The sequence below is a fragment of the Ignicoccus hospitalis KIN4/I genome (genome assembly GCF_000017945.1).
GTDB lineage: Archaea > Thermoproteota > Thermoprotei_A > Sulfolobales > Ignicoccaceae > Ignicoccus > Ignicoccus hospitalis.
Map to the genome: position 1 here is coordinate 669,690 of NC_009776.1, position 12,961 is coordinate 682,650.

Genomic DNA, 12,961 nt, shown 5'->3' on the forward strand with positions numbered 1-12,961 from the left:
CCGTGCCTTTCATAAGTAGGGGCAGAACAATCGGCTTCCGAAGGGTAAACAAGTACTCCCCTTTGGAGAGTATACTGAGGGAATTCGCGAAAAAGGGGTTCATCGGTAGGTTCGTGTTCGACGGCACTTGCAAGAACGTGGGAAACGTCATATTGAGGATTGAAGTCATAAGCGAAAAGATAGTAGCAATGGAGGCCGAGGCCGGCGGGAAACTCCTCAAAGGGAGGGAGGCCCTCGAGGTCTTCGAAGCGTGTAAAGAGGAGGCCGAAGGCTTCGTAGAAATAATAGAGCTAGACAGCGACAAAGTCCTCATCGATTTGGAAGACAACCCCGACGCGAGGGTCAACTTAGTAATAGAGATGCCTACGTTAACATTAAAGATAGCAGCACTGCACGTTGCCGCGAAGGGCTCCGGGCTTGCCCTAGTAGGAACCATGCTCAAGGACGTCGCCTTGTCGGAGTGCTTGGTGGCAGAAGGCCTCATAGACGGGCGCTGTGACGGAGTAATAAAGGGTGAGATGTGTCCCGACAAAATAGATCTGGTTATTGCCGTAAAGGAGAGCATCGTTCACATGAGCAGGCCGGAGGAGGTTGAGGGCTCCTTCGTAGCTATATCAGAGAAGTGTAAGATGGCCGAGTTCGTTATGAAAGCTACTAAGAGGTGAGGTCACTCCTCGTAACCCAGCTCTTTCCTCACTTCCTTAGTCGCTTCGACCATAACCTTCAGCTTGTTGAAAGCTATGTCTCTATCCCCGAGGATCTTTAGCCCGCAGTCCGGCTTGACGTAGACCTTCTCTGGCGGCATTATTTCTAATACTTTGTATATCGCGTTCTTCACGAAGTCTTTGCTCTCCACCTTCTTAGAGTGTATATCTATCACGCCGTATCCTAACTCCTTTCCGCTCGAGGCATAATCGTACTCCTTTATCGCTTCCAGTAACTTAAAGTTGTTATTGACAAATTCTAGGTCGAACTGGTCTACCGGGAACTCCAGTAGGTCGGGGAAGAGCTTCTCTACCCGGCCGTGGCATATGTGGACGATCTTCTTTGCGTCGTCCATCCCTTGGAACACGATCGAGAGGGCTTCCTTAGTTATCTCTATGTCCTCCTTGTAGGGGTGCGTCGAGAGCGCGGGCTCATCCACTTGAAGGTACCTCGCGCCCGCGTCGTAAAGGGCCTTGAGTTCCTTGTGAAGCTCTTTCGCCAAGTCTATTATGAGCTCCTTCTTGTCCCCGTAGTATTCGTTAAAGGCCCAGTCGGCCATAGTGTAGGGACCTGTTATTATCGCCTTTACCGGCCTTCCTTGAGCGTACTCGGTCGCGTACTTCCAGTCCGTTAAAGTCATTGGCCCTTTCCACCTTATCTTACCCACGACCACGGGCTTCCTGTAGTGGACGTTGTCAAATATTCTGACCCAGTCCTCCGGTTTGTTGCCTACGACAAACCCTTCCATCCTCTCGGCGAAGTACACCTCCATGTCTTCCCTTCTCTGCTCCCCGTCGGAGATGATGTCGACGCCGGCCTTAATTTGATCCTCGACCGCCAGCCTTATCGCTTCCTTAATCATCTTTTCGAACTCTTCGCTGGATATTTCGCCTTTGTAGTGCTTCTTTAAGGCCTCTTTAGCTATGGGGAACTTCGGGTAACTGCCGACAACTGTCGTGGGAAGCACTTTAGGCACTCTATAGCTCATAGAACTCACCCCTCGTTAACAAGTTCCCTCAACTTAAAGGCTATCTCAGCCAGTCTCCTCATTTTCTTCCTAATGTAAGAATATGGCAACACGTCATATCTATAGCTAGCACTCACGTGTACCTCATTGGCGTCGACCTCTTCTATCAAATTCAACGTCTTTGCGGCAGTTTCCTCTATGTGCTCCAATTTCACGTTTAAAGCGTCCGTCACGCCAAACTCTATTATCGGGTAGGGGTATCCGTACTCAGAGAAGGTAGCTTTAGCGTCGTCATAGTTCCACGAAGTCATGTCAAATCCGATACCATCTACTGATAAGTCCAACAACATTTCGTAGACGTTCTCGGGGTTCTTGAAGTACGTTTTCACGACTACGGGGACGTCGACCGCTTGTGCGATTACGTTTATGTACTCTATCCCCAACTGCTTCGCTTCGGCTGGGACCTCGGGGTCCACGAGGGCGGGCTCTTCCAAGTATATGTAGTCCACGTACTGGCTCAAGGCCACGGCCTCGTACGCCAAAGCGGACGTTAGATCAGACATGAGCTCTTCCATCCTCTCGTAGTACTGGTTGTCCACGTGAAGGGCGAAGGTTAGGGGACCGGGCAAGTGAGCTTTGAGGGGCCTCGGGCTAACTTGGTACGCCAGCCTGTGCTCCCCCAAGGTCACGGGCCTTAAGGGGTAGATCGGGCCCTTGACCTTAGCTCGCTTGTAATAGAAGTTGAGCTCGTAAAACCTGTAGTAACCGCCAACTTCCGGGAGCTCGAAGCCTTCCCACGTGGACACGAAGGGACGGAACACGTCGTCCCAAAGCAAGTGGCCGGTGGTGAGGAGGTCCAGCCCCTCTTCGACTTGTTCCATTATGACCCTCTTGGTGCTCCTCTCCCAAGCGCTCCGGAGGGAGGTGAAGTCGAGCTTGCCGGCGTTATAGGCGTCGATGCTCTTCCGCAGCTCCGGCGGCCGCGGGTAGCCTCCGGGATGGGAGGCAACTACCTTCAGCCTCACGTCTCTTTCCCTAACGGCCCCGGGGCGGGCCGCACAATATTTACGTTCTCTCCGCCCTCCCGAAGATCAAACAGAAGCCTCCCATGTCGTGCCACTCGCGTACCTTCAATCCGGCCCTTTCTATTATTTCCTTTCTAATCAGCTTCTTCGAGCCTATTATTTTGAGGAGGACCGCGGACCAGCAAGCGTTCTTGCCTACCTCCCCGAACAAGTAGGTCGGGGAGACTCGGGCTATCTCCTTCAAGGCTGTGACCTTTTCTTGGTCGGTTAAGTGGTGCATCATAGTGAACGTGACCACAGCTTTGAAAGAGTTTGAACGGAACGGTAAGGCGGTCGCCGTCCCCAACACGCAGTCAAACGGGTGCTCTTCCAACCTCTCCTTAGCTATACGTAAGAGCTTGTCGGATATGTCCAGACCGATGCCATAGCACTTTTCCGTAACTGTTTGAATAAACCGGCCCGTGCCGCAACCCACTTCTAGGATGCGAGATCCTTCCTCTAACTCGCGCGCTACCTTCTGGTAGTACCCTCGTTCTACGAACTTTACGGCAACCACCTCGTCGTGAAGCGGGTATATCCTCTCTAACACTCTAGTGATAAGCTTCTTCCCCGCGTGCACCCCTTCCTTCCCTGCAGGAGACTTGGACAAACCACTATTACAGTACAACTGCGCAGTTCATCCAACGTCCTCTCTCACCGTTTGGACTGCTAGGCGTTCTGTCCAAATGCCTCGTACAGCTGTCCAAACAAGCCCCCCACTCTGCTTTATCTTTCTGGACTGCTAGATCTAATCCGGGTACCACACCAGTGACCCCGGCCGAGTTCTACGAACTCATCAAGAGGTTCGAACCAGTGCCGTTGGACGGCGACATGTTAAAGTACTACGTAAAGAGGTACGAGCCGGACGAGCTCTTCGAGAAGCTAGCCTACGAAAAGGTCATGTCGGACAGAGGCACGTCGAAGGTAACCGTGGTAGGTAGCTACGGGCTCGGGAAGACCACGTTCTTAAACTTCTGGAGGACCCGCTTTGACGTTCCCTACCCCCGATCTCCCCTAGAAGCATCAATGAAGAAGTATATACCAATTGTAGTTAAAGTAACTTACGACGACAACCCTCAGAAGTTATTCTACAGCTTGCTAAAAGGCATTGAAAAGGGGTTCAAGAAGCCTGGGTGGATATATTACGTCAGCGTAAACCAAGAGTACGAAAAGTTGTTCAAGTACATAACCCAAGTCGTGGAAAACGTCCTAACGAGGTACGAGAGGTTAGGTCGGGTAGACATAGAAACGATGAAGTCTGCAATAGGTTTCATATTGGAGAATACAAACGTACCTATAGTATTCATGATAGACGGGTTCGTAGTCTCCGAGTCGTTCGAGGCCATTGCGTTTTGGTTCGACAACATCCTCCAAGGGCAGAACAAGGCAAGCTTCATAATAACGCTGACCCCAGACGCGCTTCAATCCTTCAGGATGAGGTATCCCTTCATTGTTAGTAAATTCATTGAGATACGCATTCCGGGCTACACAGCGGAAGAAGTGAAAGAGGTGTTCCGAAGGCGTGTGGAAGGCTTCGCGACCCCCGAGAACCCCTACTTCCCCTTTAGGGAGGAATGGATCGAAACTATTTGGTCCCACTTCCCGATACTCAGAGATGCAATCAAGGTTGCCCAGAGGGCTCTCACGTACGCGGCCAAGGAGGGAGTTCTCTTGGAGAAGCACATAGAGCTTGCAATAAAGGAGGCAGAAAGAGCAATGGAGACCACAGTCCTCTTCGAGTTAGACGAGTTAGACAGGATGATCTTGAAGGCCCTCACAGAGCTCGGCGAAGCGGGTCCTAGCGACGTCACTAAGTGGCTAAAGGCGCAAGGCTACGACGTGGCGAAGAGTACCGTACACTACAGGCTGAAGGAGCCCTTGTCAAAGAAGGGACTGGTCGAAAAGGTGGGCAAGAGCGGGAAGAGGGGGAAGTACAGGATAGCTGACCGCCGCTTAGTAGACTTACTCAAATATCTCTAGACAGCGTTTGGACGGGATTTGGACAAGTTGGGACGAGTCCTTGGACTCACCCTCGTCCGCGCGGTTGGATTTCCCCTAACGTTGCTACTTCCTCTGCTCTTTACTCACTACCCTTACCTACAGAGTTTTGCGTATTTGAATAGAATCATTATACAAAACCAGATGAACATAGAGTTAGAGCGAGTATCTGAAAGACAGAACGAAGCTCGTTGGGGTCGTTCAAATCAATATCCAACAAGCCGTACGAGCTCTGTCCAAACGCTGTCCAACTCTTGTCCAAAATACGTCAAGATCTAGCGCGTTTCACAGAGCCCGCCTTCGAGGGAGTTCCACAACGCCGCGAAGCCCCATACCGCCTCTTCGAGTCTAACCGTCCTGACGCCTTGACAGGGGAACAAGTTGACGAGCGCGTCCAACTCCAGATCCGGGTACTTGTCCAGCAAGCCCTTGTCGGGGGAGCCGAATAAGACCCCTACGTTAGAGCCCAAGTAATCCCTCAGCTTGCCGGGCCACGTCCCGCGGCGGCTGGTGCCCAAGGCCTTGAAGCCGGCGCCCTTGTAGAACTCTACTAACTCGTAAATGTTGTCGAAATAGTTCACCTCGAACCCTAAGTACTCTCCGCGCCATATGCCCCTCTTCGCCGGCAAGACTTTGACTACTCTCTTCTTGTCGTTGAACCCTACCAACACTAGGACGTTTTTCTTACATTTCTTTACGTTGTGCGTCACCCTCTCCGGTTCGCCCACGTCTATTGTTGCGATCGAACCCCTCTTACACTCTACTATCAGACCGAACTTAAAGAACAACCCTTCTTCCCTGTCCTTGAAGCCTTCGTTCAACGCCTTAACGGCCAGCGGTGGCAACACGCCCGCGTACTTGAGCTCCGGCTTAAGGGGGACGATTAATTTCCTCAAATAAGTGGGGTAGGACAAGTATTCTAATACGGACATCAACACGTCGGAGCCGGGCCCCTCGGGGCCGTAAACGTCCACGCTTTCCGCCCTAGCCGCAGCGGCGGCCCGCGCCAAGTACCCGGCAACCAGCGTCTTTTCCCTTAAGGAGGGGTTACTCGAGAGGGCGTCGGCGGGAATAGCTATTCGAAGGCGTCTGAACGGACACTTCAATTCCAAACCCGCCGACTCCATAAAAATGTGATATTTAAAGGGAGTTACTTCTTACCCTTCTTCTGCATCTTCTTCTCTACCTTACTCCTGTCCGAGCTCCTTTCCATGAACAAGCTAGTCCTCTGCCTACCTCCCATCCGTCACACCCCGGGAGCCCTAAGGGGACGGGGATTAAAGGCCCATGCCCCTAAAGACTAGGGGAAAGGACGTGGACAAGCTCAAGGTTGCTGTCCTAGGGGCTACTGGAATGGCCGGTCAGTGGTTCGCGTCGTTGCTCGAGGATCACCCTTACTTCGAGTTAGTGGCCTTGGGGGCTTCCAAGAGGTCGGCCGGCAAGAAGTATAAGGAAGCTGTAAGGTGGGTCATCCCCCGTCCTTTCCCTACTAAGTTCTCCGACTACGTCGTGTTCGACGCCTCCGATCCCGATGCGCTGCCCGAGAAGGTGGACTTGGTGTTCTCCGCGCTCCCCAGCGAAGTGGCAGGAGAAATAGAGTTGAAGTACTTGAAGAAGGGATTCAACGTAGTTTCGAACGCCTCACCGTTCAGACTCGAACCCGACGTACCCCTCATGAATCCCGAGATCAACTGGGATCACTTAGAACTCTTGAAGAAACAAGAGAGGTGGGGCGGCAAGCTGGTCAAGAACCCCAACTGTACTACGGCCGTCTTGACGTTACCACTCAAACCGATTATGGATGAGTTCGGTATAAAGGAGATAACTGTAACTACGCTGCAAGCTATAAGCGGGGCGGGGTTCGCCGGACTCACGGCTTACTCTATAGTTGACAACGTAATTCCTTATATCGCGAAAGAGGAGTACAAAGTCAAAGTAGAGTCCAAGAAGATGTTAGGTAAGTTGGAAGGGGACTCTATAAGGCCCGCTGACTTTGTGGTCGAAGCTACGACGACCAGGGTTCCAGTCTTAGACGGCCACACGGAAGTGGTTTACATAACTACGAAGAGGAGCGTGGACGTCGAGCAAGTAAAGGACGTGCTGAAGAGTTTCGAAAGCGAACCCCAGCGTTTGGGGTTACCTACTGCCCCGCCCAAGCCCGTGATCGTGATGGAACAAGAGGACCGTCCGCAGCCTAGGTTGGACAGAATGAACGGCAACGGGATGGCTGTTACTGTCGGAAGGATAGAGATAACCGAAACTAATAGAGTTAGGATGGTGATGGTTGGACATAACCTCCTAAGGGGCGCCTCCGGGGTCAGCCTCCTAACGGCGGAACTCATGTACAAGAAAGGTTACATAACGTAGTACTTGCTATAATCTTCGTCCTCTTCGGAGCGCTTGAACAGCTGGGGGCAGAGAGGCTCTTCCTCCTTAACTTTTTTCCTCTTCTTCTTGGGCCTAACGTCCGGGTAGAAGTAAGCGGTCTTCCCTACTATCATGTACCTCACGAGGCGGTACTTGTCCTTTATCCACGGGAACAGCGTCCTCCATTCCTTAAATACGTCGTTACTGACCACTATTCCATACTCCCGGTCGGCGACCGACAGTATGAAATAATCGGCCGGCGTGCTGGCCGGGGCTTGGAGTACAACCCCTTTGGCTATGAGCCTCTCTAGAACTTCGGGCTTGTCCACTTTGTGGCGTAAGGAGGCGTCGGCGATGGCGTAAACCTCGAAGCCCCTCTCCCTGAGGGCATTAATGACTACTAATAAGTTCTCTATCCTACCCTTCTTTCCAACCTTCGGACCGTGCATAACTACGTTGGAGGCATCAACTACTGCTACGTCTTGAGGGACTCGTACCTTAACTCGTCTAGGCTGGAGCCTCTTTTCAACAATCCTTCTCATTTTTGGGTATAGCGCGTTCGTGAGTAAGGCTAACGCGGCCGCCACGAGCGCCGTTGTAAGATATTCTGACAACGCTCCTTCGAGACGCGTTCGTTTAGCGATCTTTTTAGTTTGCCCCACTTTGGTAGTGCTAATTTTCTTGCCCCTTGGACGCGGACTTCGGAGAGCCGTGAGGTTCGTAATACCGAGTAAGGGCAGACTCAAGGACGCTACACTGGAGCTCTTAGAGAGGGCCGGGATCAGGCCGTCTTACCTCGACTCGCGCGCCTTGATAGTGCCATCTAACAAACCGAATCTGGACCTCGTCTTTGCTAGGCCGGAGGACATACCTTGGATAGTCGAGAGCGGCGCGGCTGAGGTGGGGATAACAGGTCACGACTACGTCCTTGAGTCTGGAAGGGACGTCGCAGAGATCCTTGATCTGAATTACGGTCGCTCGAAGCTCGTCTTGGCGGTTCCCCGAGATTCCGGAATAAAAAGGCCGGAGGAGCTACCCAAGGGCTTCAGGATAGCTACTAAATTCATCAATATAGCTACTGACTATTTCGAGAAGAAGGGGTTAGACGTGAAGATCGTGAAGGTCAGCGGCTCGGCTGAGGTGATGCCAGGCATCGGGGCAGCGGACGGGATAATAGACGTAATGTCGACTGGTACGACGCTTAAGCTGCACGGCTTGACGCCCATAGACGTGATATTGAGTAGCAGCGCCAGATTGATAGTTAGGAAGGACTTGCTTGACGACCCTCGCGTGGAAACGATAAAGTTAATGCTTGAGTCAGTTCTACGGGCATCTAAGAAAAAGTTGGTTATGATGAACGTACCAGACGAAGCGTTGGACGACGTACTCAAAGTGTTGCCGGCCATGTCGGGTCCTACCATAAGCAAAGTGAAGAGTGAGAAGCCTATGTGGGAGGTCATTGCGGCTGTAGACGAAGACGAGATAGCTGACATAATAGTAAAGTTGAAGAACGCAGGAGCAAAGGACATATTAGTTCTTAATGTTGAGAGACTAATCCCTTAGCCGGACGATTTTCTGCAAGAGGTCTACAGCTGCCACTAACAAGGGGACACCTAGAATTATGGCTAAGGTTTTATCGTTTATCTTTACTATTATATAACTATACAACGTGTCGCCGCTTAACACGACGACCTCGTTCTCGCTCGTTATCCCTACGGCGTCAACGCCCCTCTCGAAACTCAACCTTTGGATGATCTCGGTGCCGTTGTATATGAACAAGTTCGAGCCTCGGGAGAAGACTAAGGTTCCGCCCTCCGCGTCTACGCGCTCGCAGCCTCCTTGCGAGATCAGCTCTACTTCGTTTCCATTATTAACCGCATAGAGACCGTCCTCCGTGCAGACGTATAGGAGATGATCCAAGTCCACGTCGTTTACGCGGCTCTTGAAGGTAACGTTAAACCCGCCGAGGAGTTTGTGCACCTCCACCTCTTTGTTCCTGACCACTACTATTATTCCGTCGTAAACCTTTACAAAGTTCGATTGAGGCATAACGTACGTTATGTTATTTACGAGGTCCAGTATCACCGACACGTTGCTCTCTTGCGACGCCAGCGCCAACATACCTTCATCGGCGTGACAGCGCGAGGGCACGAACCAGACCTCTCCGACCCTCACCGGATCGAGAGGTTTAAGGTAGTATATCGAAACGCCCCCGTCGTGGGGAACGACGGCGTAAGGTCCGGCCAAACACGCCGGCGTCCCGGGGAGCTCGAGGAAGGCCTCCAGCGCGCCGCCTTGTCCGTAGAGTTGGACGGAGCCTCCGTAGAGGGCTACAACTACCCAGTGAGTGTATATGGAAAAGCAACAGACGTGGTGAACTGACATTAATAGAGTAGTTAGTATCATCGGAGGGCCGCGAAAGGCGTGACGGTTGTAGTAATAAGTGGACCACCCGGTAGCGGGAAGAGTACTGTGGCAAAGAAGCTGGCCTCGGAGCTCGGCTTGAGGTTCGTCTCCGCGGGATCCGTGTTCAGAAAGCTAGCTGAGGAGATCGGCGTATCGCTCTTGGAGTTGAACGAGATGGCGCTCAAGGATCCAGAAATAGACTTGAGGATAGACAGAATGGTACTCGAGGAGGCTAGGAGGGGGAATGTCGTAATAGAGGCCCACTTGGGCGGCTGGGTCGCCGCCCCTTACGCGGACGTGAACGTTTACTTGACGGCCCCTCTGGAAGAGAGGGCTAAGAGAATAGCCCGTCGCGATGGCATAAGTTACGAAGAAGCGTTGGAGGAGATCCTCTCGAGGGAGGAGGTGCAGTGGATAAGGTTCAGAAAGCTTTACGGGTTTGACGTAGCGAGCTTGGAAATATTTGACTTAGTCGTCAACACTGCGTTGATGGGACCCGAGGCCGTGGTCGAGACAATCAAGAGGATGTTACTTTAGCCTTTTCAACCTTTTCGACGATTTTGTCGGCTATCTTTAGGAACGCCTTCGCGGCTGGCGTATCGGGGTACTCTACGAAGAACGGTATGCCCTTGTCGTTGCTCTCCGATATCCTCGGGTCGAGGGGTATGGAGCCCAAGAAGTCCACGCCGGCTCTCTCTGCGACCCTCTTGCCCCCTCCGCTGCCGAATATCGGGTAGGTCTTCCCGTCGCACGGGCAAGTGAAGCCCGACATGTTCTCTACAATGCCGAGTATGGGCACGTTCAACCTCTTAGCGAAGTTTACGGATTTCATCACCACTTTTTGAGACACTTCCGACGGTATAGTAACTATTATCGCGCCCGTCAGGTTAGGGATCATTTGGGCCACCGTCAAGGGGGCGTCGCCCGTTCCCGGAGGCAAGTCTATTAGCATGTAGTCGGCCTCTCCCCACAAGACGTTCTCGAGGAGCTCCAGCATGGCATTGGTGAGCATCGGTCCCCTCCAAATGACTGGGGCTTCGTCGTCGGGGAGCATGAAGTCTACGCTTACTATCTTCACTCCGAGGGGTCCGGTAACCGGAATTAGGCCTTCGGGGGTGGCGTAAACCCTCTGTCCCTCTACACCCATCATTTTTGGGATGCTGGGGCCGTAGAAGTCCGCGTCCAGCACGACAACTTTCTTACCCCTGTAGGCCAAGGCAAACGCTAGGTTTGCCGTGACGAACGACTTGCCGACCCCTCCCTTACCGCTCATTACGGCTATCTTGTACTTTATTCCGCTTAATCTATCAGCAATACTCTTCTGTATCTCTTGAATGGGCCTGAAGGGAAGCTTCTTCTGAGGTGCGCTCAACTCCCTAAAACCCCGCGCAACTCAGCATTACAAAAATAAAAAGTCTAATAGAGTGGCTTCGGGCAAAATTTGAGCGTCTCGGCTAGAGCGCCAACCAAAGTTACCTTGTTCGGGGAACACTCAGTAGTCTACGGCAAGCCGGCCATAGTATTCTCTATGCCGATTTACATAAATGTGAAGCTGAGCCTCAGCGACGATCTAATGGTAATAACTGGCCCTGTGAGCCTTAGAAGCGTAGATTTAGTGATTTCCAAGGACAAAATAGAGGTCGGCGACTTGGTGAGGAAACAAATGGAGAAGTACGTTTCATACGTCGTTGAAGCCTTGCAAACCATTGGGGTGGAAGGCGCGAGGGTGGAGATAGAGTCGCCCATGCCGGTGGGCGCGGGAGTCGGCACCAGCGCGGCAGTAACTGTCGGTACGATAGCGGCGGCGTGTGCCCTAAAGAGGTGCGGGCTGAACAAGGAGGGAATCGCCAAGCTCGCTTGGGAGGTCGAAAAGAAGGTTCAAGGGAAGGCCAGCCCTATGGATACTTTCGCTTCGGCCTTGGGCGGCGTTTTATGGATAGAGAAGGAGGACAGCGGGTGGAAAATAGAGCGGTTAAGCGTGGACCAGCTCCCGCTAGTCGTCGGGATTTTTGAGAAGAGGAAGACGACAGCTGAGCTCGTGAGGGAAGTGGCCTTAAAGGTTCAACGATCCGAGATCTATAAGGACATAATCGAGCTTATGGGAAAAATAGCCAGGGAAGCCCGTGAGGCCTTGATCAAGGGAGACCTCAAGGAGCTGGGGGAGCTTATGAAGCTAAACAACGCCATGCTCGAGGCGTTAGGACTGGTGACCAAAGAAGTATCGAATGCGATACACGCGGCCGAGTTAGCTGGGGCTTACGGCGCGAAAGCGTCGGGCGCGGGGAGCGGCGGGGCAGTCGTAGCGCTGGCCGAGGACGTTAAAGCGGTGAGGGCAGCGCTCTTGGCCTCCGGGGCCAAGAAGGTCTTCATCGTAGAGAACCCCTCCCGAGGTGTCGAACTTATATAGATATCGCTATATTTACGCCGTTTTTAAAAACCAGACGGGTGAGCAAGACACGGGAAGGGCGTCATGAAGAAAACCTCACTATTCCTCCTCGCGCTCCTAGCTGCGCCGCTCTTCGCAATGTCCAACGGCGCCCCCAACTTTGGGTGTACCATGTGCCACCAAGACGCGAAGCCTCTCAGCCCTCAACACATAGTAATCAAGGGCCTCCCCCAGTACTACGAGCCCGGTAAGAGCTACCGCATAACTATTGAGGTAACCGACGCTAACGAGTGCACCCCCGCCATGACCGCTTGCGGCGGCTTCGCGCTCCAAGCGAACGCCGGCGAGTTCAAGGTAGTTGATCCTACTAACACCTTCATAGCTCACCCCACGCCCACTGAGTCGTTTGTGACCCACACTAAGGAAGGTAGCATGAAGAGGACTTGGACCGTCGAGTGGGTCGCCCCCAAGGAGAGGAAGCCCGTAACCTTTAGGGTGGCAGTAATAGCGGCCAACGGCGACGGCAGCCCCTTCGGCGACTACTTCGGCATGAAGACTTTCGTCTTACAGCCGGCGGTCCCCGGAGTGAACCCCACGGTAACTACCACCCAAGGTAACGTGATAACCATAACCAAGACCGTTTGGGTAACTGTTACTATAACTAAGACCATAACTGTGACTCTGAGCGGCTAAAGGTAATTTTTGTACTCTTTCGTCTCTCGCTTCACGACACGCTTCCCTTACCCTTAAATTTAGGCCTTCGTTCGTGGCGAACGAAGGGGTGAGATCGTGAGCGCGGCTAGCTATGATAACGAGGCTAAGATCAGGCAAGCGAAGACCATGCTTATGAGGGTGATAAACGACCCGGCCGTCCCCAGGAACATCCGGAGGGCTTGTATAGAAGCCGTGAGGCACTTAGAGAACGAGCGCTTGAGCCCGGGCGTGAGGGCGGCCAACGCGATAAGTGCTTTGGACGAGATAGTGCAAGACCCCAACATGCCTATACATACGAGAATAACTATATGGAACGTCGTAACCCTCCTCGAGACAGTGAAGGACTAAAGGGGT

15 protein-coding genes are annotated in these 12,961 nt (G+C 52.7%); 8 read left to right on the forward strand and 7 right to left on the reverse strand.

The features are described 5' to 3' along the window. Positions 1-2 precede the first annotated feature (2 nt). Positions 3-665: a hypothetical protein gene (locus tag IGNI_RS03855; RefSeq protein ID WP_012122892.1), complete on the forward strand. Its 663-nt coding sequence runs from the start codon at positions 3-5 to the stop codon at positions 663-665. Positions 666-667: 2 nt separating this feature from the next. Here IGNI_RS03855 and IGNI_RS03860 read toward each other — a convergent pair whose 3' ends face one another. Genes IGNI_RS03860 through IGNI_RS03870 form a run of 3 tightly spaced genes read right to left on the reverse strand, consistent with a single transcriptional unit; the run spans position 668 to position 3,316 of the window. Beyond that, complete coding sequence (locus IGNI_RS03860) at positions 668-1,693, reverse strand: methionine synthase (protein ID WP_012122893.1); 1,026 nt, start codon at positions 1,691-1,693, stop codon at positions 668-670. A 5-nt stretch (positions 1,694-1,698) separates the two neighbouring features. Further along, entirely contained in the window at positions 1,699-2,697 is a 999-nt protein-coding gene (locus tag IGNI_RS03865; protein WP_012122894.1) for a cobalamin-independent synthase MetE, read from the reverse strand. A gap of 40 nt (positions 2,698-2,737) precedes the next feature. Further along, positions 2,738-3,316 (reverse strand): class I SAM-dependent methyltransferase, encoded by a 579-nt coding sequence (locus IGNI_RS03870; protein ID WP_052570090.1) that lies wholly within the window; start codon positions 3,314-3,316, stop codon positions 2,738-2,740. A 188-nt stretch (positions 3,317-3,504) separates the two neighbouring features. Here IGNI_RS03870 and IGNI_RS03875 point away from each other — a divergent pair, with 188 nt between their 5' ends. Next, positions 3,505-4,716 carry a winged-helix domain-containing protein gene (locus IGNI_RS03875; protein ID WP_012122896.1) on the forward strand — a complete coding sequence of 404 codons (1,212 nt, stop codon included), beginning with the start codon at positions 3,505-3,507 and terminating at the stop codon, positions 4,714-4,716. Positions 4,717-5,009: 293 nt separating this feature from the next. Here IGNI_RS03875 and IGNI_RS03880 read toward each other — a convergent pair whose 3' ends face one another. Further along, entirely contained in the window at positions 5,010-5,840 is an 831-nt protein-coding gene (locus IGNI_RS03880) for a putative RNA uridine N3 methyltransferase (RefSeq protein ID WP_012122897.1), read from the reverse strand. Positions 5,841-6,021: 181 nt separating this feature from the next. On the opposite strand from IGNI_RS03880, the gene asd reads away from it, so the two are divergent. Continuing rightward, on the forward strand, positions 6,022-7,101 hold the full coding sequence (asd, locus tag IGNI_RS03885; protein WP_012122898.1) for an aspartate-semialdehyde dehydrogenase: 1,080 nt from the start codon (positions 6,022-6,024) through the stop codon (positions 7,099-7,101). Here the strand turns inward: asd and IGNI_RS03890 are convergent. Further along, positions 7,089-7,688, reverse strand: a complete 600-nt coding sequence (locus IGNI_RS03890; protein WP_052570094.1) for an NYN domain-containing protein — start codon at positions 7,686-7,688, stop codon at positions 7,089-7,091. The two genes, asd and IGNI_RS03890, sit on opposite strands and share 13 nt — an antisense overlap. A 124-nt stretch (positions 7,689-7,812) precedes the next feature. On the opposite strand from IGNI_RS03890, the gene hisG reads away from it, so the two are divergent. Continuing rightward, complete coding sequence (gene hisG, locus IGNI_RS03895) at positions 7,813-8,664, forward strand: ATP phosphoribosyltransferase (RefSeq protein ID WP_012122900.1); 852 nt, start codon at positions 7,813-7,815, stop codon at positions 8,662-8,664. Here hisG and IGNI_RS03900 read toward each other — a convergent pair. Continuing rightward, the gene (locus IGNI_RS03900; protein ID WP_012122901.1) at positions 8,653-9,507 is read right to left on the reverse strand and encodes a hypothetical protein; all 855 of its coding nucleotides are present in this window, start codon (positions 9,505-9,507) and stop codon (positions 8,653-8,655) included. The two genes, hisG and IGNI_RS03900, sit on opposite strands and share 12 nt — an antisense overlap. A gap of 18 nt (positions 9,508-9,525) precedes the next feature. Here IGNI_RS03900 and cmk point away from each other — a divergent pair, with 18 nt between their 5' ends. Beyond that, positions 9,526-10,044 carry a (d)CMP kinase gene (gene cmk / locus IGNI_RS03905; RefSeq protein WP_012122902.1) on the forward strand — a complete coding sequence of 173 codons (519 nt, stop codon included), beginning with the start codon at positions 9,526-9,528 and terminating at the stop codon, positions 10,042-10,044. On the opposite strand, the gene IGNI_RS03910 is transcribed toward cmk, so the two are convergent. Continuing rightward, positions 10,025-10,879, reverse strand: a complete 855-nt coding sequence (locus tag IGNI_RS03910) for an Mrp/NBP35 family ATP-binding protein (protein ID WP_012122903.1) — start codon at positions 10,877-10,879, stop codon at positions 10,025-10,027. The genes cmk and IGNI_RS03910 overlap by 20 nt on opposite strands. A 69-nt stretch (positions 10,880-10,948) precedes the next feature. Here IGNI_RS03910 and mvk point away from each other — a divergent pair, with 69 nt between their 5' ends. The 3 genes from mvk to IGNI_RS03925 all read left to right on the forward strand — a co-directional run bounded on the left by mvk (position 10,949) and on the right by IGNI_RS03925 (position 12,955). After that, the gene (gene mvk / locus IGNI_RS03915; protein ID WP_012122904.1) at positions 10,949-11,914 is read left to right on the forward strand and encodes a mevalonate kinase; all 966 of its coding nucleotides are present in this window, start codon (positions 10,949-10,951) and stop codon (positions 11,912-11,914) included. Between the two features lie 63 nt (positions 11,915-11,977). Next, complete coding sequence (locus tag IGNI_RS03920; protein WP_012122905.1) at positions 11,978-12,586, forward strand: Reeler domain-containing protein; 609 nt, start codon at positions 11,978-11,980, stop codon at positions 12,584-12,586. Positions 12,587-12,682: 96 nt separating this feature from the next. Then, a complete protein-coding gene (locus IGNI_RS03925; protein WP_012122906.1) occupies positions 12,683-12,955 on the forward strand; it encodes a stationary phase-response protein in 273 nt (90 codons plus the stop codon). Positions 12,956-12,961: the final 6 nt, after the last annotated feature.